This is a genomic window from Gilvibacter sp. CC01, assembly GCF_055755295.1.
In genome coordinates this window covers 2,411,388-2,432,780 of the sequence record NZ_CM146909.1, presented here as the reverse complement: position 1 = coordinate 2,432,780, position 21,393 = coordinate 2,411,388, and the positions used below count along the sequence as shown (strand labels likewise).

Here is a 21,393-nt window from a genome sequence, read left to right as displayed (position 1 = left end):
CTAACCCAGATCCCGATCTCTCGGTTTAATGATCATGCGAAAGTACTGGTCTTTGTAGATGTAGTAGCCTATCCAATTGTAAAAGGTTCGCACGCGATTCTTAAAGTTCACTAAGCCCATGATATGGACAAAGATCCAGATCAACCAGGCAAAGAAACCTTTAAAAGTTGTCTTTTGGCCAGGAGTATCCATCACGGCCTTATTGCGGCCAATAATAGCCAAGGCACCGAGATCCTTATAACGAAACGGGCGCCAGTACTCTGGGGCTCGTTTTAAATTTGCAGCTAAATTCTTAGCCTGTTGAATTGCCGGCTGCGCTAACTGTGGATGCCCATGCGGATGCTCGGGATCATCGGCTACAAAGGCGCAATCTCCCAAGGCAAAGATATTCTCAAAGCCTTCCACCTGATTGAACCCGTTGGTCTTCATGCGTTTTCCAGGACCCAGCGCATCGGCAGGAATACCTTCAAAAGTCTTGGCAGAGACCCCCGCTGCCCAGATGAGATTAATGGCTTCTATGGTAGTTCCGTCTGAAAGATAAACCACATTATCTTTGAAATCATTTACCCGAGTATTAAGGCGGATCTTCACTCCTAGCTCTTCTAACTTTTTATGGGTATAGCGCTGAGAAGCCGCAGACATAGGCGCCAGCACAGTATCGTTTCCGTCCAAGAGATAGATCTCTCCCAAGTCTTCTACAGCGAGTTCCGGGTAGTCTTTCTGCAAAACATGGGTTTGCATTTCTGCAAAGATCCCAGACAATTCTACTCCAGTAGGCCCTGCACCGGCTATGACAAAGGTCAAGTGACGCTTGCGATGAACCGGGTCTTTCATACGAGTAGCTCTGTCTAGTCGCGTAAAGATCACATTGCGCAGAGAAAGCGCATCGCTAATGGTCTTCATAGGAAGGCTGTACTTGGCTATATTCTCGTTGCCGAAATAATTGGTTTCCGCTCCTGTTGCTAAAACGAGTTTGTCGTAATGCAGTTCTCCGTTGTTGAGTACGATCTTGTTTTGCTGCGGATGAATTGCTTGCAGCTCTCCCAAACGAAAGCGCGTGTTCTTGTGTTTACGCAAGATCTTCCGGAAAGGATAACTAATGGCCGACGGTTCCATAAAACCAGCAGAAACCTGATAGATCAATGGTGGAAAAAAGTTGTAATTATTGGCGTCGACTAGGATGAGATTGTAGCGTTTGTCGCCTCCTAAACGCTTAATGAGTTCCAGGCCAGCAAAACCTCCACCCACAATGACGACGGTTCGGGTATCGTCCATAGCATTATCCTTTTTATGGACACATAAAGATACGAAGACGCCGGCTTTAATCCGGCTTATTTAACTACAAAATTTGGGTTCAACCCCAATAGGCATTGCCGTAGCTTAAATTGTATTTTTCGCAAACTTGCTTTAGGAATTCATCGATCTTATCTCGCTGCCGGTAATCGCCCTCTAAGGTAACGGTAAACCACTCCGGCCCTGTTTCCCCATTGCTGTACCAATAGCCGCTATCGGTAAAAGTATCGCTTACTTGTGGGCAGGCTTTCATGGCCTCAGCCAAACGGCTGCAAACACCCTCTGCGGCCTGAATGATGTACCTTCCCATTAGCGCAAATGTTTGTCAAAGAAAGCTATGGTCCGTTCCCAAGAAAGCATGGCTGCAGCTTCGTCATATCGCGGCGTTGTATTGTTGTGAAATCCGTGATTCACTTTCGCGTACATATGAGCAGTATATTCAATATTGTTCGCCTTTAAAATAGCTTCATATTCCGGCCAACCGGCATTCACTCGCGTATCCAATTCCGCATATTGCAGCAATAAAGGCGCTTTGACCTTAGCTGCATCTTCCGCAGAGGGTTGCTTCCCATAATAAGGAACGGCTGCGGCTAGTTCTGGCACGCGCACCGCCATCATATTGGAAATATAACCTCCGAAGCAAAACCCAACTACTCCGATCTTGCCGCTGCACTGCGGATGGTTCTTTAAATAATCAAAGGCGGCGATGAAATCTTGCAGCATCTCTTCGCGATCGCGCTGCCTTTGCATGGTTCTACCATCGTCATCGTTTCCAGGATAGCCACCCAAGGGCCAGAGCGCATCTGGAGCCAAACTGATAAAATTAGCCTTAGCCGCTCGACGACCTACATCTTCTATATACGGATTTAGCCCTCTGTTCTCATGAACTACCACGATACCAGGGAGTTTTTCCTGGGGATCCTTGGGCATAGACAATAAGCCTCTGATTTCGCCTCCACCTTTGGGAGAGTCATACAACACATAGTCTGATTGGATGTCTTGATCGTCTGCTGCGACCATAGCAGTATTGCGGTAATTTGGCTCCATAAAACTCAGCAGGGAACCAACGGTAACACTACCTGCCGCATAAAGGCCCAAGCGTTGTACAAAACCTCTGCGGTCTATCTTGTTATGGGCGTAGTCGTCGTAGAGATCAAAGACCTCTTGTGGGATATCTTCTTTTTTAAGCGGCTTCATAATTGCTGGTTTTTAGAAGCTTTAAGGTACGAATTAATTCTCTGGAGCTGATAGTTCCAATATACGATTGATACTATTCTCCATAAGCTCGAGTTCTCCTGTCATATTGTCCAGAATCTCATCCAGATCCAAATACCTGTCCATGACAAAATTATCGAACTCCAAACTGGTCAAGAAATTCAGGTCGATCCGCGGGTCTCGCAAGGCCTTTTCAGTTTCACTGGTAAAGAGCAAATGCTTTTTCATATAGGGCTTGAGCCTGTTCTCAAAATTGCGAAAAGCCCGAATCTCTTCTTCCTGATAGTCCACCAACATATCGTTCCAACGGATAAGTAAGCGTCTGAGCTCATCGTTCCGGATCACATCAAAAGTGGAATTGTCCAAAATGCTTTTGGCTACCCCGTTAGAAGGGTTGTAGGTAAAAACCCAGGTCATATAGTACAGGTGATGCGAAAGCGAATCCAGATCTACCGTTTTTAGGTCAATAGGAAGTTGCGAATAGACATATGCTGTCGAGGCCAAACTGAGTCTGTGATAATGCATCACGGTATCCCATTGGGTCTTATTGGCTTTAAACTCGTTATGCAACTCCGCCAAGAGCATTCGCTCCGTGGCTCTATCATCACTTTGCTGTTTCCAAGCATCGATCTGTAAGGCCAAAAGTATACCGACAACAATCAAAATGATCTCCCCAAAGGCATAGATCAGATAATTCCCCAGTCGTTTATCTCGAACTAACTTTAGCCGAATATCCCGAAAGAACTTCAACATGATCTAGGCAGGTAAACGGCTTTTTATAAACTTGAACTGTCCGTTGTGGTTAGATTCGTGTTCCACCACATGGAACCATTTGCAATAATTGTTGGTCGGACCCCAAGGCCAGGCCTCGTCTACCGCCAAGAGCCAGTCGTCATCGCGTTTGGCGAGTTCTTCCAAAGAGGTGGCGCGAACGCGCTCAAGTTTTTCCATATAGAACTCCAGCGGATTTCCCTTAATGCTCGCTCTTGCATTATCTCCTAAGCCCATAGCAATACCAAACTCCTCGGCGTCCGCCTTATCCCAATCGCCCCAATCGCGGTTTTCAAAGGTGTGGATCTGATAAAAGCGCTCCGTAGCTGCCAAATGATACAACATTGCACCAATGGAATTGGCCTTGTCGTCTACCAGATAGTCCAGATCTTTAACACTCATCCCTTCTACCGGTCTTAAAATAACAAAGCGCATCCAATTCATCATAGAGACCAGAGTCCCCACTTGAGGGGTAAACCCTTCTTTAGGGCCTACTATATTAAGATCGTTCAATCCGCTCACTGCAGTTGGCGGGAGCGGTGGAGTCCAAGAGAGCAAAGCGCCAGAAGCCAAGGTGGCCAGAGAAGCTTGTTTTAAGAATTTGCGACGATCAACGCCTTTATTTGTGTTTTCCATATTGTTTGTGTTAGTTGCTTACTGATGGATCAATTGAAGCGTTTTATCAGATGATAGGAGAAGGTTATGATCTCCATATAATTCTCTTTACTGATCTTTTCGTCTATGCCGTGAAACCGACTCATACTGTCGGGCGCTAGCTTTATGGGGTAAAATCGATAGACATCGTCTGAAATATCGTAGAAATAACGCGCATCGGTTCCGCCGCCTACCAGACCAGGAACCACTATACTGTTTGGATAAATATCTCGAATGGTTTGTTCTAGGATCTTGAAATTCTCAGACTCCACGCTGGAAACTGGCGAAGGATTTGTCAAAAAGCCCACCTCTTCTACCCGAACCTTATCTGATACGGTATTTACGATATGCTCCTTAACAGACTCGATAGTCTCCCCTGGCAGAATTCTAAAATTAATGGTCGCCTCTGCAACCGTTGGTATTACATTGTTTTTTACACCGCCCTCAATGATAGTCGGTGCAGTAGTTGTGTGTGCATTCAATGCCTCGAGAATTGGCTTCTTGAACAGCCAAGGGTTGGCAAAAGCCATGCGCTGCATGAAGGGCATTTCCGGACCCATATACTCCAATTGATAATCGACAGGATTTACCAATTTATAGGGCCGCTGATTGTCTTCTAAATCTACTATTGCCTGGGCTAATATACCGATGGTATTCTCTTCTGGTGGAGCTGAACTGTGTCCGCCATTGGTCTCCACAATAAGGCGGAAGGAAGCAAACCCCTTCTCCGCCAAATTGATCATGGCCACAGGGCTGTCTATTCCTGGAACCAGATCTTCTGCAAGAAAGCCTCCTTCATCTATGGTAATTGCAGCCTGCACGCCTTGTTTCTTAAGATGATCCGCGATCTGCTTGGCACCTCTTGGGCCACCCACTTCTTCATCGTGCCCAAATGCTAAGTAAATTGTTCGCTTGGGTGAGAAATTCTCTTCCAGCATTTTCTCCACAGCTTCCATCACAGCCATCAGGGTACCTTTGTCGTCCATGGTCCCTCTACCGATAATGTCGGTCTGGGTTATCTTTCCCTCAAAGGGTCCGGCCTCCCAATCCCCAATGGTGGGTTGATCCACAGGAACTACATCCATATGAGACATCAAGATCATGGGTTTTAAAGAAGCATCACTGCCCTGCCAGGTATATAGTAAGCTGTAATCATTGATCTTATCTAAGGTCAGCTTACTGTGGATCAGCGGAAAGGCGCGCTCCAAAAACCTGTGAAAACCGTAAAAGGCTGTAGAGTCTGGCGGGGTGTCTTCGCTAAAGGAAATGGTCTTGTAGGTAACAGCTTCTGAAAGGTTTTGAAATACATCATCAGCTACAGTAACGGATTCAATACTGCCGGCTGGAACTTGCTTGGAACTTAAGGTAAAGGTTTTGATAAGTACTATCGCGATCAGCACTAAAAGGGCCAACCCGAGGAAACGGAATACTTTTTTCATCTAAGAGTTTGGTTGTTAGTTAAGTAGTATGTCGCCCTAAGGTACTATTTTTCTATGTGATTTTTCACCTTGCATTTTTGTTGTAGAAAATATTGGTTTTGGAGCATAAACATCCGAAGCAATGCGAACAATATTCAAAAGGAAACTATTAGATTTTTTGATTTTTTCGTAGAAATCTTATTTTTAGCACATTAAACTTAACTTTTAACACAATGACCAAGCAATTAAAACTTCTTTTCATGCTGCTTTTCATGATCCCCATGAGCGGCTTGGCGCAAAATGCGGCCTTATCCCCTGCTGCAACAGAAACAGTTCAAGAGGCGCTCGACTGGATTTCCGGAAAACTCCCGGATATTAAAATGAACAAGTATTTCGAAGGTTCGTTAACGCGTAGAGGTTACACAGAGATCTACACCTATACCATTGATTACGATGCAGCAAATTGCGCAGTGATTTTGAACCAAAAGTATTCTTGGGTAAAGGACGACAGATCGGGCCGAAACGACTACGATGTTGAAACCAAATACGAATTCAAATTGAGCGATATTAAGAGTATTGAGATCGTGGAGAACAGTCCGTACTATGGCGTGAATTCTTACGTTGTCAAGACCAACAACAGCAAAGACCTTATTAAACAGGGTGAAAATGCTATGGTGAATGAATTCGCTATCAAATACAACCAACTTGGCGAACTGACTGACAACCCGGAGCGTTTTATAAATGCTTTTAACGATGCAATCAAGAACTGCGGAGGCGGGAAAAAAGAAAAGTACTAGATTATCCATTTTATAAAAGTCAAAACCACTTGTTTTAAACAAGTGGTTTTTTTTACTGATAAATCAAGTGTTAAGCCGAATTCCGTGCAGCATTGATATTCCCAAAGAGAGAACGGGTCACCATTTTCTCGAATACGGCCAGATATGCCTCTTTGGCACCAGCAGCTCTGAGTTTTTGAATTTCACGTAATGCAAACTGTTGAATGGTCAACAGGGGTAATACAATTTGTTCTCTCATCTGAATGGAGGCGCGCATAACCGGCGCGTCTTCCATCAGTTGTTTACTACCGGTAAGCTCCAAGAGCAGGTCACGAGTGCGCTCGAACTCCTCAAAGATCATATTCCAAAAGGCCCCGAATTCCGGATCGTCTTGCATATAGGCAGTTAGCGGAAAGAACGACTTGGACATGCTCATCATCGCATTTTCCACTAAGGTCTTAAAAAAGACCGAATTCTTGTAAAGGGCAACGGCATCCTCCCACTGTCCTGACGCTTTCATAGCTTGCAGCGCAGTTCCAAGTCCATAGAACCCAGGCACATTCTGCTTTAATTGACTCCAGCTACCTACAAAAGGAATTGCCCGCAGATCACTAAAGACCAATTCACTTTTACCCCCGCGCTTTGAAGGGCGGCTACCTATATTCGTCTTTGCGTAATACTTCAGCGTACTCATGCGCTCCAAATAGGGTAAAAAGCAGTCGTGGTTCTTAAATTCCTGATAGGCCGCATAACTGCGTTGACCCAATTTTTCCATAGTAGCCCTATCGGCCTGAGAAAACAAATTCTTATCCGCAGCAAACACCTCACCACTAATTCCAGAACTCAGCAGTTGTTCTAGGTTGTACTGGCAACTCTCTGGAGTTCCAAAATTGGAACTAATGGTTTGCCCTTGGATGGTTAGCTCTACCACATTATGCTCAATATTTGGCCCAAGAGAAGCGTAGAACTGATGGGTTTTACCACCACCTCGCGCAGGAGGTCCGCCGCGACCGTCAAAAAAGGACACGCTGATCCCGTGTTGTCTAGACACACGAGTGATATTCTCTTTAGCGCGGTAAATGGACCAATTGGCCATTAAATAACCACCGTCCTTGGTTCCATCACTAAAACCAAGCATAACGGTCTGTTTCATACCCCGACGCTTAAGGTGTGCCAAATAATCTGGGTGTTGGTATAAGGTGGCCATAACCTCATCTGCCATGGCGAGATCGTCTATGGTCTCAAAAAGTGGAACCACATCGACCGTTGGCGTTGGCCAGTCACACATAAACAGCATGGCAAAAGCCTCCATTACGTTTAACACAGAACCGTTGTTAGAAATGATATATCGGCTACACCCCACTTCTCCATTAGCCTTTTGTATGGTTTTCATGGCGTAGATTGCGCCAAGGGTCTTCTGCGCCATTTCGTCTTGCAATTGCTGCGGATCGATACTGGCCTGAATCTGCACTAAGGCCGATATCTTCTCCTGGTCAGAAAGGCTAGCATAATTTTCGGGTAAAACGCCCTCGGTCTCAGAGGCTATGGCTTCTACCACCCGAGAGTGCACCCGTGAGTCCTGACGGATATCCAAGCTTGCAAAATGACAGCCGAAAAGCTTGACCTTTCCAATAAAGGAATCCAACTGGTCTAAATAGAGACTTTGATGTTGTGTTATTAAGGTTTCGCGAATTTCTCCCAGTTCTTTAAGCAAATAGGCCGGTGTTAAGCGAACCTCATCGTGGTTGAGGAAAATATGATCATATAGTTCTTGTTGTAAGACAGCTGTTCGCTCATCGATGCCTTTAAAGGTCAATCGGCGTCTCAGTGCCCGCATATCTCGGTAATAATTCCTGAATAGGGTTGTACGCAAACGCTGCGCTACATCTAAGGTGGTCTGAGTGGTCACAAAAGGGTTTCCATCTCTATCACCTCCCGGCCAAAAACCAACGCTGACAATAGGGTTATCTAAAGTTTCTCCCTCAAAGATGTGTGTATTTATGTATTTGAAGATATTGGATACCGAAGTGTAAAAGACATTCTCTAAATACCATATTAGGCGCACAGCCTCTTCATACGGAGTGGGCTTCTCTTTTTTGAAGAAGGGAGTTTTACCTAGCTGCCCCAAGAGCTTTTGAATATCTGTCAAGGCATTGTTCTCTATGGCCTTTGCCAGATCTGTAATGATCCCTAGTACCTGGCCCGGGTAGAACTGTGTTGGGTGGGCAGTGAGCACAGTGCGCACCTGAAAGCCCTTCATATATTCGCGCAATGCCTTGGTGGCGTAGGTCTCTTGCGCTTCTTCTTTTACCCCTCTGAGCGTTCCTCGGCCTTCTAAGTTGTAAATTATTGGAAAAGCGGCATCTTCTATGGCGTCAAAAAGCACCACTTGCCGCTCAATGTATTGAATAAAGCGAAACAACAGATCCAAGCGCTGTTTGTCGTTGAGATCTTCAGCGTATTTCTCAAAGAAGGCATTGACGATCTGTGTAGGGTTCTCTTTCTTGTTGTAACCCTGCTCGCAAACTTTGGCAAATAGCGGTAGCAATACTCCCGTGTTGGTGATCAAATCAAACGGGAGCGTTGTAAAAATACTGTTGTAAACGTTGTAACGCGATCTGACATAATTGTCAAACCGCTCCATTTTGGTCTGTTGCATAAGCCCTCAATTATCACTTAAATTTAAGGAATTTGAAGGATAGAACGGCGATCAACCGAGGCACAAACACAAAACTATTTACGCTAACGTTTTCGCTAGCATTAAGATTCTTTGACCTTGCAAGTATTCAGTCCGAAAGGCAAGTACAAAGGGCAAAAAGCCACAAAGCTGGTCAGTACAAATACTGCAGCCAAGATCATTAATACGATTCCCAAGGTGCCGCTTACCACTTCAAAATAATACAATGCGACAGCAACTACAGCTAAGACTATGCGTAGTAAACGATCTAAAGTTCCCATGTTTTTTTTCATGACCTCTGTTTTTTAGTTGTTGAAAAATTGAATAAGTAAAGCCAAGAGGTATATCACACCCAAGCAAATAGCACAAACCATTAACATTTTGACCCACTTTTTATTCATAGAAGAAAAGTAGTGAAAATCAATGATCTAAAATGTGACTTTGGTCACAATCGGGAAGTATTTACCTAAGAAATAAGTTCTTGATAGAACCTAAACAGTAGCAGATCTCCAAAACCATATTCTGGCGCCTGCTGGCAGAAAGCCCTAAAAATAGAGCCAAATTCTCCCTTAGGGTTTTCGGCTATCAAACTTGCCAGTAGTTTTAAGTGCTCTTCTTTATAATAGGCTTCTAAGTGCTGCGGAAGCTGTTTTAGGCCGGGCACCGCTATACTTACCATGGTTGCCAAGGTGAGTGCTTTTTTACGATCGCCTTTCCGAGTGGCTTTCCACAACTCTTGAATGGAAGCCATTAGTAAGGCTGAGATGGGAATCGCATTTTGTTGTAACGATTCAAGCTCAGAATTCTTCAAGCCTGAAAAACCGTATTGATGTGGCTCTGGTGGTAATACCAAATAGTACTCGCAGCTCGAGCTCGTATCCATCAGAGAGGCGCAAAACCAAAAGTTGAACTGACAGAACAGATCCGCCTCAAACCAAAAATAGACCTCAGATTGCTCCGGAATGTTCATCATCAGTTCGAACTGTGGCAATACGGCCTCCAAGTAAAAATCAGCTCCAGGATCTTCATAGGCTGCATCTAAATAAGCCATGCGATTGGCAAAGAAAGTCTCTGGGTTGCGACCTTGCAATGGCCCATCAATAAGGCATTCGCGACAAACTAATAAGTCACCTGAAATAGTATCCGGAAAGCGTTCCAAAAGTGCATCCCCGTTAAGCAAATGGACAGCTCCCATTAAAATAACTGATTTACAGCTGCCTTGGCGGCTTCATACTCGGTCATCATCTCCGCTACGATCTCGCCAGCAGGTTTAATATCGTGAATAAGTCCGGCGATCTGACCGATCTCTAATTCGCCTTCTACCATATCGCCTTCGAACATACCGCGCTTGGCTCTGGCCCTCCCTAAAAGCATTTTGAGCTCTTCAACGGTCGGGGCTGTCTTATATAACTCTTTTACATCCTTATAGAACTTGTTCTTTAAAAGTCGCACAGGAGCTAATTCCTTTAAGGTAAGTTCGGTATCGCCTTCTTTGGCAGCAACTACAGCCTCTTTAAATAATTGGTGGGCAGAAGATTCTTCCGAAGCGACAAAACGACTCCCAAGCTGAACCCCATCTGCACCCAAGACCATGGCGGCCAGCATAGCCTTTCCTGTAGCGATACCCCCGGCGGCTATAAGCGGAACTTTCAAGTGCTCCTTGACCATAGGGATAAGGGTAAGCGTAGTGGTCTCTTCTCTGCCGTTATGTCCTCCGGCCTCAAAACCTTCTGCAACAACGGCGTCGACGCCTGCCTCTTGTGCCTTCAAAGCAAATTTTACACTGCTCACCACGTGCACAACGGTAATCCCCTCATCCTTTAATTTCTGGGTATAGGTCTTTGGGTTTCCTGCGGAGGTGAATACTATCGGCACACTTTCTTGAATGATAATTGCTATGATCTCTTCGATATCTGGATACAGCATCGGCACGTTTACACCAAAGGGTTTGCTTGTGGCATTTTTACATTTCTGGATGTGTTCGCGCAGTACTTCGGGATACATACTTCCTGCACCGATAAGTCCCAAACCACCTGCATTACTGACCGCACTGGCCAAACGCCAGCCGCTATTCCAAATCATACCGCCTTGAACTATTGGATATTGAATTCCGAATAATGAAGTGATCGCCTTACTCATCTGCAGTTTATTTTGACTTCAGAAAAGTACGAATAATTGGGCCGATTTACGCCTGATCAGGCTAGGAAATAACACCACTACCAAGCAGTTCATCGTCTTGGTACCAGGCCACGAACTGACCTTCGGTAATAGCAGACTGCGGCTCTTCAAAGATGACATACATACCTGCCGTAGTTTGATGTAAGCTTGCTTTTTGCAAAGGTTGACGGTATCTGATTCGCGCCATAACTTCTAGGGTTTGGTCTACTTCTAAACGCAGGTCCTCTCGTACCCAATGCACCTCCGGCTGTTGTACGTACAAACCTTTGCGAAACAAGCCGGGATGATCCTTACCCTGCCCGGTATAGATGATGTTCTTTTCTACGTCGGTATCGATAACAAAGAGTGGCTCTTTAGTTCCTCCAACGGCCAAACCTTTGCGTTGCCCTTTGGTAAAATAATGTGCTCCCTGATGGTTACCAACAACCTTCCCATCTGCTGGAGCATAGGCGTATTTAGAAACTAAGGTCTCCAGGGTATTATCTTGCGGTTCCATAGCTGCATAGGCCGGATGATCTGCAGGAACTTCAACAATTTGTCCTTCTTTGGGGGCTAATTGTTGTTGTAAGAAATCCGGCAAGCGTACTTTTCCGATAAAGCAAAGGCCTTGTGAGTCCCGCTTCTCTGCGGTAATCAGGTCCTGCTCCGCAGCAATTTTACGCACCTCAGCCTTTTGCAGTTCTCCTACAGGGAAAAGTGTTTTGGCCAATTGTTCTTGGGAAAGCTGACACAAGAAGTAAGATTGATCCTTATTCGGATCTGCTCCGGACAATAAGGAATACACCTCTTGCCCGTCAATGAATTGCGTGCCTTTACGGCAATAGTGTCCGGTAGCTACATAATCTGCACCCAGATCCATAGCGATCTTAAGGAACACATCGAACTTGATCTCCCTATTACAAAGCACATCCGGATTAGGGGTTCTTCCCATTTCGTATTCGCGGAACATATAGTCCACAATTCGCTCCTTATACTGCTCACTTAAATCGACCGTTTGAAAAGGAATGCCCAGTTTGTCAGCCACCAGCATGGCGTCGTTAGAATCTTCTAACCAAGGACACTCGTTAGAGATGGTCACCGAATCGTCGTGCCAATTCTTCATAAAGATCCCTATGACCTCATAGCCTTGCTCTTTAAGCAAATAGGCGGCCACACTGGAATCTACTCCTCCACTAAGTCCAACGACTACTCGTTTCATTTTAAAAATTTCTGGGGCGCAAAAATACGAAAAATTAGCAGATTAACGCTGCCCGTTAGGTTTCGGGAAACGTTCTTCTTTGACCACTTTACCCTTGTCATAATACTGCCACAAACCGTGTTTTGCGTCGTTCTTATACGAACCACTCACGATCAGATTACCCGTGGCATCATAGTACTTAACAGGGCCGTTAAGTTTGTCATTAGCGTAGGTAAAGAACTTGATCTCAACACCAGCGGGCGAATAATAACGACTCTCCCCTTCTTTTTTACCTTGCTTGTAAACAACGGTCTCTGTTTTATTTCCGTTGGGATAAAAGGTGGTCATAGGACCATCCAAGAGGTCGTTGAGGTAATTCTCTTCGGTCATGACCGTTTTACCATCCTTGTGATAGTAAAGCCAAGTTCCTGTCTTTTGCTTACCGTCCATTTGACCCGTACTGATCAGTTTTCCGCTTTGGGAATAATACGTCAATGTAGCGCGATCTGAACCAGCTTCGAATTCCTTTACAAGGGCCGGCTGCGCCCCACAATCTTCGCAGTAAAACTTAAATGTACCTACTTCTTTTCCATGATTGAACTCCCCTTGATAGCGCAGTTGTTTGCTATTGGGAAAGTATTTTTTCCAAATCCCATGACGCTGGCCATCGGCATCGAATTGGTTCACTGCATCTTGAGCAGAAACTACTGCCGATAGGCTAAAGAATAATAGAAAGTAAACTGCTTTTAATCGCATGATTTCGCTTTTTAGTGCTAACGCAAAATAGTGCAGTATGTTATGCTATTTTTTCTTTCCGCGCTGCTGTTGCTGCGCCTCAGCCTGCTCCATCATCTCTGCCATCTTACGCTGAAAACGATTTTGCTTCTTAGGCTTTTTCTTGTTCTCCTGGATCTTCGCGTGGATCTTGTCTTCGTCTATGATATAATTCTTGATCACCAACATGATTCCGATTGTGATCAGGTTAGAGATAAAGTAATACAAAGAAAGACCACTGGCGTAGTTGTTAAAGAACACCAACATGAACAGCGGAGAGATATACATGATGAATTTCATGTTTGGCATACCCGGCTGTTGTTGTTGCATGGTTTGTCCAGTTGTCATGGTCATATAGATAAAGATCGCTATAGACGCAAGAATTGGGAACAAACTGATATGGTCTCCGTAAAGCGGAATGTGGAATGGCAATTCATATACCGTATCGTAGCTTGACAAGTCTTCTGCCCATAGGAAACTCTTTTGTCTCAAGGCAAAGGCCGAGGGGAAGAATTGAAACAAGGCATAGAACACTGGCAACTGCAATAAGGCTGGAATACATCCCGCCATTGGGCTTGCTCCTGCTTTGCGATACAAGGCCATGGTCTCTTGTTGACGCTTCATGGCATTGTCTTTATGCTTTTCATTGATCTCAGTGATCTCTGGTCTTAAAACTTTCATTTTAGCCTGAGACAAATACGATTTGTAGGTCACAGGACTCAGCGCTAAACGGACTAATATGGTCATCACAATGATCGAAATACCATAAGGCAAGAAAGACGAAAGGAATCCAAAGAGCGGAATGAACAAATAGCGGTTGATCCATCCGAAGATACCCCAGCCCAAAGGCACCACCTCGTCCAAATTGCGGTTGTAGTCGTTTAAGGTCTTGTAATCGGTTGGTCCGTAGTACCAATCCATATCGTAAGCCAATTCTCCTCCAGAGTACTCCAGAGGCAATTCTGCTTTGAACTTTTTGGTGTAGAGCGTATCTATATCCTCGTCTTCCACCAGATTCTCACTAACAAAGCTCGCCGTTTTCCAGGGCTTGTCCGTTAGCAATATGGAACTAAAGAAGTGTTGTTTAAAGGCCACATAAGTAACATCTACAGATTCGTCTGTGGTGCGTTGCTGTTGCCCTAGGTAATCGTCTTTTCCGCCTTCGTATTCCCAGATAAGCTCGGTGTAGCGGTTTTCGTAAGCGACACTTTTGGCACGACGGTATCCTGCCAATTCCCAATGCAAGACAGCGTCATTAGAGGTGTCCAAAACATCAGAAAGACCTTGCGTACGAACTGAGAAGTCCATCATATAATCACCTGGTTTCAAGGTGTATCGATACTCCAAATACTGGGTTGGAGAGATCTTCAGCTTCATAGAAAGAGTATTCCCATCCGCAGAAAGAGAAGGCTCAAAAAAGAGTTCTTTAGAATGCAGGGTTCTGTTCTGATGGTTAAAAACCAGATCTAAAGAAGCATTTCCGTCTTTGATCAAATAAACAGGTGCATCCTTGTAGGTCACAAACTCCTTAAGACGTGCCTCGGTGATATAACCTCCGCGGTTACTGATCTTAAGTTCCAGAACATCGTTCTCAAAGAGGGTTTCATTGTCGGTAGCAGATGACAGCCCTGCCGAATAAGCAAAAGCGCCCAAGGCATTTTGGGCAGCGGCAGTAGCCAGTGAATCTGTAGGATTTAACACTATTGCATCCGAAGTTTCAGAAAGATCTAAAGTAGCTTGACCCGCCTGCTGTTCCGGCTCAATTTCTTTGTCAATTTGTTCTTGCTTGGCGCGCTCTTCTAACTCCTCCGGAGTTGGTGCATTTTGATAGAGCATGTACAGGATAATAACCCCTATCAGTATAAAACCGATCAATGAATTTAAATCGAACTTCTTTTCTTCCATATGGTGACTCCCTCAAGCGGGATGTTTAATTAGTTTTTTGATCTGCTCGCTTACAACAATAACTTAGCCGTAAAGGGCAATTATGCCATACTGACATCTTTTTTGGCCGTTGCATAACGATAGGCTGCTGCCACAAAGGCAACAAACAAAGGATGCGGGTTGGCAACGGTACTCTTGTATTCGGGGTGGTATTGCACACCTACATACCAAGGATGATCTGGCAACTCCACGATTTCTACCAAGCCGGTATTAGGATTCAACCCTGTAGCTTTAAGCCCAGCGTTCTCAAGGGCTTCGCGGTAGTTGTCGTTATATTCGTAACGGTGTCTGTGACGTTCTTCTATGATCTTAGTTCCGTATACTTCGGAGGCAATACTGCCCGGCATTAATTCACACTTCCAAGCTCCTAAACGCATGGTTCCACCCATGTTGGTGATGTTCTTTTGTGCTTCCATTAGGTCGATCACTGGATGCGGCGTGTCAGGATTCATTTCGGTAGAATTGGCATCTTCTAGCTGTAGTATGTTTCGGGCGTACTCAATTACGGCCATCTGCATACCTAAGCAGATCCCTAAAAACGGAATTCCGTGCTCTCTTGCCAAGCGAACCGCTTCTATCTTCCCTTCTATACCGCGTTCTCCAAATCCGGGAGCTACTAAAACCCCATCGAGTTTTTCGATCTGTTCTGCAGCGTTCTCTTCGGTTATGTGTTCGGAGTGAATGGAGTGTACGTTTACTTGTAACTCATTGGCCGCTCCGGCATGGATAAAGCTTTCTAAAATGGATTTATAAGAATCCTGCAGCTCCACATATTTCCCTATCAATCCGATGTTCACTACATCCTTTGGGTTTCTATGTCTGCTGAGGAACGCGTTCCAGCCAGTTAGATTTGGCGTGGAATCGGTACTGAGTTTTAATTTCTTCAAAGCGATTTTGTCCAAGCCTTCTTCTAACATCAGGTTTGGAACATCATAGATCGTGGAGGCATCTATGGATTGGATCACTGCCTCAGTCTCCACGTTGCAGAACAACGCTAACTTTCTTTTCAAGTCGTCAGAGAGTTCGTGTTCGGTACGACACACGAGTATATCAGCTTGGATACCACTTTCCATCAAGGTCTTAACCGAGTGTTGTGTTGGTTTGGTTTTAAGCTCCCCTGCTGCCGACAAATACGGGATCAAGGTCAAATGTACCACCAAGGTGTTGTCTTTCCCTAAATCCCATTTAAGTTGACGTACAGATTCTATATAAGGCAAAGACTCGATATCACCTACAGTTCCCCCGATTTCTGTAATGACAATGTCATAATCACCAGATTTACCGAGCATTTGAACACGCTCTTTGATCTCGTTGGTAATATGTGGAATTACCTGTACCGTTTTACCTAGAAATTCTCCTTTGCGTTCCTTTTGGATCACACTCTGATAAATTCGTCCGGTAGTTACGTTGTTATCTTGAGAGGTTGGCACGTTCAAGAAACGTTCATAATGCCCTAGGTCAAGGTCAGTTTCTGCGCCATCATCAGTTACATAACATTCGCCATGCTCATAAGGATTGAGCGTTCCCGGGTCAACGTTTATGTAAGGATCTAATTTCTGAATGGTCACACGAAAACCTCTGGCTTGTAACAACTTAGCCAGTGACGCTGCGATAATTCCTTTACCTAATGAAGAAGATACTCCGCCCGTAACGAAGATATATTTGGTGGTGTCCATGCTTGTGGTGGGTATAACAACTCTACGGGATGTAAAGGTAAGTAATTTATGTGGGATACCCCGAGGGATAATTACAGATATTTTCCACAGAATTTGGACTGCTTCTATTTAGTTCCTCAACGAATAAACTTTCGCACTAAAGGCTCTAGGCCGTTTATTTTAAGTTCGTGAACTTCTTGCAAATAACGGCCTAATTTTCCTTCGGGAAATCCTTTCTGTCTGAACCAGACCAAATAGGCCTCGGGCAGATCTATGAGATAGCGGTCTTTGTATTTCCCAAAGGGCATTTTGTAGTTTGCCAGTGCAATTAGATGCTCTCGCTGCGGATTTACTGACTCCAAGCTTCAGTTTGTTTTAGCATTTCTTGAACACGAGCAACCCAGGCTGCCTCCCTATCGCGGATCACCGAATGATCAGATTCCAAATCGTATTGCGATTGCATGGCGCGGCGTTCTCGCTCTACTTGATCGTAGAGAGCATCCAGTTCTTCTTTCACATTGGTGGAGAAGTTGAATTCAGCGATACGTTTGCGCAATAAGCGCGCATGCAGCTCGGTAATATCAAAATGCGTCTGTTCGTGCTGTAGGACCCTTGGACTGACCCGAGAAGGATCATACCAAGAATTCTGCGGATAGAAATAAGCCGTTACTTCGTATGTAAAGTCCGAGGTGGGTTGGTCATTTATGGTTTTAAATCCGTAGGAAAATGAAAGTCCGGAACTGGTGCTGGCCACATAAACATTGCCGCTTCTAGGGGTAGCTTTAAAATCGGCCCAGGTGAGCTTATAAGATTCATTCCAGGCAATGCGTTCTTCGGCCGTATCCGCAGCCGTTAAAAAAACAACACAACACAAATAAAGAAGTAATCTTCGCATAGTTCAATAACGCAAAGCCAGGCGCATTATTGAGTGCGCTTATAGGTCCCAGTTAAAATTAACGACCTTTTTAATGTCTGGATGTAAGCTGTAGTGCACTGGGCAAGTCTCTCCAATACGCTGCAATATCCTACGGGTTTTAGAGTCCAAAGCAGCTGGTAAATGTAAACTAACATGGATCTCAGAGATTCTTCGTGGATCGCTTGCCATCACTTTGGTCACCTCCGCATAACTCCCATCCATATTGACCTCCATTTGATTGGCCTTGATTCCCATAACGGTTAGCATACAATTGGCGAGCCCTGTAGCAACGGTATCTGTAGGAGAAAAAGCTTCTCCTTTTCCGTGATTGTCAGTTGGAGCGTCCGTGTAGTATTCCCCACCAGATTTTATATGTTGATTTTGGGTTCTGAGACCTCCCAAATAGGTCACTTTGGCTGTGCTCATTCTACCACGATCAGTTTAAGGTCCTCTCCGTACATCATGATGTATCCTGCGTTATTGGCGTAACCACTTCCGCTGCGGACGTAAAAGAATTTATTACCAACGTATTGCGTTTCCCCATCCAGATCAACAGCCTCATAAAGACTTTCGGCTATCCCCAGACGCAAAAGACAATCATAGGTAACATCAAAGCCACGGATCGCAAAGCGATTTGGGTAAACTCCGTACTTGTTCTTATAACTGGTTACAAAAGCATCCGGATTGTCGTAGTCAAAGCTGCGATACACAGACGGATAAGTGAATTTTAAACGGGCCAAGTTGGTGTTTTGAATATCTTCAAACTCATAGGCATCGGACTTGTCCAAAGTAAATAGGCGTACACCTTTGTCTGGCGGCAAACCATTGAGCAAACCGATAACATTAGACACCAACACGGGGTTATCCGAAGCTAAGATCACCCAATTCTCTGCCAGTGGATCTAATTTTTGTTGAATATCGACCACATAGAGGAACTGCTCGTCGCGCGGATCCAAGACCTTTGCATTCGGGAAATTATTGCGCAACAAATTCTTCTCGCGGGACTTTTTAGCATCTGCAATGATGATCAAATTCTTCCCAACTGCATTGGCTTTTAGATAGTCCAACATTTGCGCTTCTAGGAACTCGTTAGACGGAACAGTATTGAAAAAGTTGCGCCCACCATTGGCCTGCTGATTACTCAGTGGAGACAAGACCGGAACATCTTCTCGGCGCAAGGCATTACTAGCACTAGTGGCGTTCTTTTGGAACAGAGGTCCAATAACAGCATCTACCTCATCAAAACTGCCTTGGGCTATCAGTTGAGCCACACGAGATGCCTTGCCCTGGGTATCCATAACCTCCAAGTTGACAGATAGACCTTTGTCCTTGGCAAAGTCAGCAGCCATCATAACTCCACTGTAGAAGTCTAAGGCTATATTGAGCGTTCTGCTGTTGACCAAGAGTTCTTCATTGGCCTTGACAGAGTCCCTAGAAACCTTAGAGAGATCAAAGGGCAACATCACGACCAAATTCTTGGTTTCGTAATTGTTTAGTTGGTATTCCAGATCAACAGTATTGGCGCTAGCCTCGGTTCCGGCGGCTCCCATTTTTGGCAGCTTTAAAATCATTCCGGCCTTTAGGCCATCTTTCGCATAAGGATTCAGGGCCACGATCTCTTCTTCTGTCAAACCAAACTTTACCTTAAGACGGTAGAATCCTTCTTTGGGTTGCACTTCGTAAAAATCGTAAATGGAATCGTCTACGGTAGCATCTGCAACTACTTCCTGATCTGGCACTTTAAGTACTACCCCCATCTGAAGCGTATCGCCCATATTGGGGTTCATTGCTTCCAACTCAGAAATACTAATTCCGTATTTACGGGCAATCCCGTATTTTGTTTCTTTGGGCAATACCGTGTGGGTCTTTGTAGTGTCCTTGAGCACAATTGTATCTAGCTCTGTTCCAGTATTTCCGGTATTGTTGTCTGTAGTGACCACCACAGTTCGGGTCAGAACAGGGATCATGATCCTATCGCCCTTGCGAAGCTGCTCAGAGTAAAGCTGCTTGTTGTACTTTTTAATGTCTTCTACAGTGACCCCGTATTTCTGTGCAATACTAAATAGGGTCTCTTTGCGCTTTACGCGATGTCTTGTAAAATCGACAACTTGTTCGCTGTAGTTTTGTTGATCATCCTGTGCCGGAATGATCAGGATATTATTCTCTTGAATGCCTTTTCGGGCATCGGGGTTCAAGCGATAAATAGCCTCCTCGGTAACACCGTATTGCTTGGCGATACTAAAAACGGTTTCCCCTTGTTTTACATTGTGGCTTTTGTAACTGGTCTGTGCTGCAGCGGCAGTAGTGAGGGCTACAAAGAACAGCAAAAACCCAATTTTAATTCCTTTCATTATTCCCATTCAATAGTTGCTGGCGGTTTAGAACTGATATCGTACACTACTCTATTAACGCCTTTCACTCGATTTATTATGCTGTTGGAAGTTTCCTGCAGGAAGTCATGTGGTAAATCCACCCAATCGGCAGTCATTCCGTCTGTAGATTCTACAGCGCGCAGTGCAACTACCTGTTCATAGGTGCGTTCGTCCCCCATCACACCAACAGATTGTATGGGTAGCAGCATTGCTCCTGCCTGCCATACTTTGTCGTAAAGACCCCATTTTTTTAAACCGTCAATAAAAATGTGATCTACCTCCTGTAAGATACGCACTTTTTCTGAAGTGATATCTCCCAGAATACGAATCCCCAAACCAGGACCCGGAAACGGATGACGCCCTAAAATGTCTGGGCTGATCTCTAATTGAGACCCAACGCGTCTTACCTCATCTTTAAACAACATACGCAGGGGTTCTACGACTTTTAATTTCATAAAATCCGGCAAACCGCCCACATTGTGATGCGATTTGATGGTAACGGAAGGCCCATTTACAGAAACGCTTTCAATTACGTCTGGATAAATGGTTCCTTGGCCAAGCCAGTCCACGCCTGCTACTTGATGCGCTTCATCGTCAAAAACTTCGATAAACACACGGCCAATAGCCTTGCGTTTGGCTTCCGGATCTGTTACGCCTTTCAAGGCATCCAAAAAGCGTGCCGAGGCGTCTACTCCTTTTACATTCAAGCCCATGCCTTGGTATTGTTCTAGAACGTTCTCGAACTCGTTCTTGCGCAACAATCCGTTATTCACAAAGATGCAATAGAGATTCTTTCCAATTGCCTTGTGCAGTAACACGGCAGCAACGCTAGAATCTACTCCCCCAGAAAGACCAAGCACAACTTTATCGTCCCCTAGTTTTTCTTTAAGTTCGGCTACCGTAGTTTCTACAAAGTGCGCCGGAGTCCAATCAGGAGTGATCCCTGCGATATGGATCAAAAAGTTCTCTAAAAGCTGTTTTCCGTCGGTACTGTGATATACTTCTGGGTGGAATTGGATGGCATAAGTAGCCTCTCCTTGTATTTTATAAGCTGCATTGGCAACGTCATGCGTAGATGCAAGGCGTACCGCTCCTTCCGGCAATTCTGCTATGGTATCGCTATGACTCATCCACACTTGTGATCCTGCTTCTATATGGGCAAACAAAGTTTCATTAGGCGTGATCTCAGCCAAACGAGCTCTTCCGTATTCTCTGGTGTTGGATGGAGCTACGTTTCCTCCGTGAAAATGCGCTAGGTACTGGGCACCGTAGCAAACCCCCAAGAGTGGCTTGTGGCCTTTAATTTGAGAAAGATCCGGGTGAGGAGCGTCTTCTGCACGAACAGAGAATGGACTCCCAGAAAGGATAACCGCTTTAAAGTTGCCTAGATTTTCTGGAACCTTGTGATAAGGGTGAATTTCACAATAAATATTGAGTTCGCGAACGCGTCTAGCGATGAGTTGGGTGTACTGCGAACCAAAATCGAGAATGAGTACGTTGTTTTGCATGTGCAAAAGTAGTTGAAATTTGACGACTCGCTAAAAAAGTCGGTCAAAAAAATTAACCACTAATC

The 21,393-nt window shown here is 44.9% G+C and carries 20 protein-coding genes; 1 reads left to right on the top strand and 19 read right to left on the bottom strand.

Annotated features, from left to right (window positions below):
• From AC0J2F_RS11520 to AC0J2F_RS11495, 6 genes are all read right to left on the bottom strand, one after another.
• Positions 1–1,275, bottom strand: coding sequence for an NAD(P)/FAD-dependent oxidoreductase (locus tag AC0J2F_RS11520; RefSeq protein WP_473007772.1), 1,275 nt, complete (start codon positions 1,273–1,275; stop codon positions 1–3).
• Positions 1,276–1,354: 79 nt separating this feature from the next.
• Positions 1,355–1,603 (bottom strand): hypothetical protein, encoded by a 249-nt coding sequence (locus AC0J2F_RS11515; protein ID WP_374958309.1) that lies wholly within the window; start codon positions 1,601–1,603, stop codon positions 1,355–1,357.
• Positions 1,603–2,490, bottom strand: coding sequence for a dienelactone hydrolase family protein (locus AC0J2F_RS11510; protein ID WP_473007771.1), 888 nt, complete (start codon positions 2,488–2,490; stop codon positions 1,603–1,605). The genes AC0J2F_RS11515 and AC0J2F_RS11510 overlap by 1 nt, the downstream gene beginning before the upstream one ends.
• A gap of 33 nt (positions 2,491–2,523) precedes the next feature.
• Entirely contained in the window at positions 2,524–3,261 is a 738-nt protein-coding gene (locus AC0J2F_RS11505) for a DUF6090 family protein (RefSeq protein ID WP_374958307.1), read from the bottom strand.
• Positions 3,262–3,264: 3 nt separating this feature from the next.
• A complete protein-coding gene (locus AC0J2F_RS11500; RefSeq protein WP_473007770.1) occupies positions 3,265–3,915 on the bottom strand; it encodes a mycothiol transferase in 651 nt (216 codons plus the stop codon).
• A gap of 29 nt (positions 3,916–3,944) precedes the next feature.
• On the bottom strand, positions 3,945–5,372 hold the full coding sequence (locus AC0J2F_RS11495; protein WP_473007769.1) for a M20 family peptidase: 1,428 nt from the start codon (positions 5,370–5,372) through the stop codon (positions 3,945–3,947).
• A gap of 212 nt (positions 5,373–5,584) precedes the next feature.
• Between AC0J2F_RS11495 and AC0J2F_RS11490 the strand changes: the two genes are divergently transcribed.
• The gene (locus AC0J2F_RS11490) at positions 5,585–6,148 is read left to right on the top strand and encodes a hypothetical protein (RefSeq protein WP_374958304.1); all 564 of its coding nucleotides are present in this window, start codon (positions 5,585–5,587) and stop codon (positions 6,146–6,148) included.
• Positions 6,149–6,218: 70 nt separating this feature from the next.
• Here AC0J2F_RS11490 and AC0J2F_RS11485 read toward each other — a convergent pair whose 3' ends face one another.
• From AC0J2F_RS11485 to guaA, 13 genes are all read right to left on the bottom strand, one after another.
• The gene (locus tag AC0J2F_RS11485; protein ID WP_473007768.1) at positions 6,219–8,786 is read right to left on the bottom strand and encodes a phosphoenolpyruvate carboxylase; all 2,568 of its coding nucleotides are present in this window, start codon (positions 8,784–8,786) and stop codon (positions 6,219–6,221) included.
• Between the two features lie 101 nt (positions 8,787–8,887).
• Positions 8,888–9,097 (bottom strand): YgaP family membrane protein, encoded by a 210-nt coding sequence (locus tag AC0J2F_RS11480; RefSeq protein WP_473007767.1) that lies wholly within the window; start codon positions 9,095–9,097, stop codon positions 8,888–8,890.
• A 173-nt stretch (positions 9,098–9,270) separates the two neighbouring features.
• The gene (locus tag AC0J2F_RS11475) at positions 9,271–9,999 is read right to left on the bottom strand and encodes a hypothetical protein (RefSeq protein ID WP_473007766.1); all 729 of its coding nucleotides are present in this window, start codon (positions 9,997–9,999) and stop codon (positions 9,271–9,273) included.
• Positions 9,999–10,943: an NAD(P)H-dependent flavin oxidoreductase gene (locus tag AC0J2F_RS11470; RefSeq protein ID WP_473007765.1), complete on the bottom strand. Its 945-nt coding sequence runs from the start codon at positions 10,941–10,943 to the stop codon at positions 9,999–10,001. Before AC0J2F_RS11470 ends, AC0J2F_RS11475 begins: the two co-directional genes overlap by 1 nt.
• Positions 10,944–11,004: 61 nt before the next feature.
• On the bottom strand, positions 11,005–12,180 hold the full coding sequence (gene mnmA, locus AC0J2F_RS11465) for a tRNA 2-thiouridine(34) synthase MnmA (protein WP_473007764.1): 1,176 nt from the start codon (positions 12,178–12,180) through the stop codon (positions 11,005–11,007).
• Positions 12,181–12,222: 42 nt separating this feature from the next.
• Positions 12,223–12,915 (bottom strand): toxin-antitoxin system YwqK family antitoxin, encoded by a 693-nt coding sequence (locus AC0J2F_RS11460; protein ID WP_473007763.1) that lies wholly within the window; start codon positions 12,913–12,915, stop codon positions 12,223–12,225.
• Between the two features lie 45 nt (positions 12,916–12,960).
• Complete coding sequence (gene yidC / locus AC0J2F_RS11455; protein ID WP_473007762.1) at positions 12,961–14,838, bottom strand: membrane protein insertase YidC; 1,878 nt, start codon at positions 14,836–14,838, stop codon at positions 12,961–12,963.
• 80 nt (positions 14,839–14,918) lie between these two features.
• Positions 14,919–16,553 (bottom strand): CTP synthase, encoded by a 1,635-nt coding sequence (locus tag AC0J2F_RS11450; protein WP_473007761.1) that lies wholly within the window; start codon positions 16,551–16,553, stop codon positions 14,919–14,921.
• Positions 16,554–16,669: 116 nt separating this feature from the next.
• On the bottom strand, positions 16,670–16,894 hold the full coding sequence (locus AC0J2F_RS11445) for a DUF3820 family protein (protein WP_473007760.1): 225 nt from the start codon (positions 16,892–16,894) through the stop codon (positions 16,670–16,672).
• Positions 16,882–17,427, bottom strand: a complete 546-nt coding sequence (locus tag AC0J2F_RS11440) for a DUF922 domain-containing protein (RefSeq protein WP_473007759.1) — start codon at positions 17,425–17,427, stop codon at positions 16,882–16,884. Before AC0J2F_RS11440 ends, AC0J2F_RS11445 begins: the two co-directional genes overlap by 13 nt.
• A 39-nt stretch (positions 17,428–17,466) precedes the next feature.
• The gene (locus AC0J2F_RS11435) at positions 17,467–17,874 is read right to left on the bottom strand and encodes an OsmC family protein (RefSeq protein ID WP_473007758.1); all 408 of its coding nucleotides are present in this window, start codon (positions 17,872–17,874) and stop codon (positions 17,467–17,469) included.
• Complete coding sequence (locus tag AC0J2F_RS11430; RefSeq protein WP_473007757.1) at positions 17,871–19,799, bottom strand: LysM peptidoglycan-binding domain-containing protein; 1,929 nt, start codon at positions 19,797–19,799, stop codon at positions 17,871–17,873. Before AC0J2F_RS11430 ends, AC0J2F_RS11435 begins: the two co-directional genes overlap by 4 nt.
• The gene (gene guaA, locus AC0J2F_RS11425) at positions 19,799–21,328 is read right to left on the bottom strand and encodes a glutamine-hydrolyzing GMP synthase (RefSeq protein ID WP_473007756.1); all 1,530 of its coding nucleotides are present in this window, start codon (positions 21,326–21,328) and stop codon (positions 19,799–19,801) included. The genes AC0J2F_RS11430 and guaA overlap by 1 nt, the downstream gene beginning before the upstream one ends.
• Between the last annotated feature and the right edge of the window lie 65 nt (positions 21,329–21,393).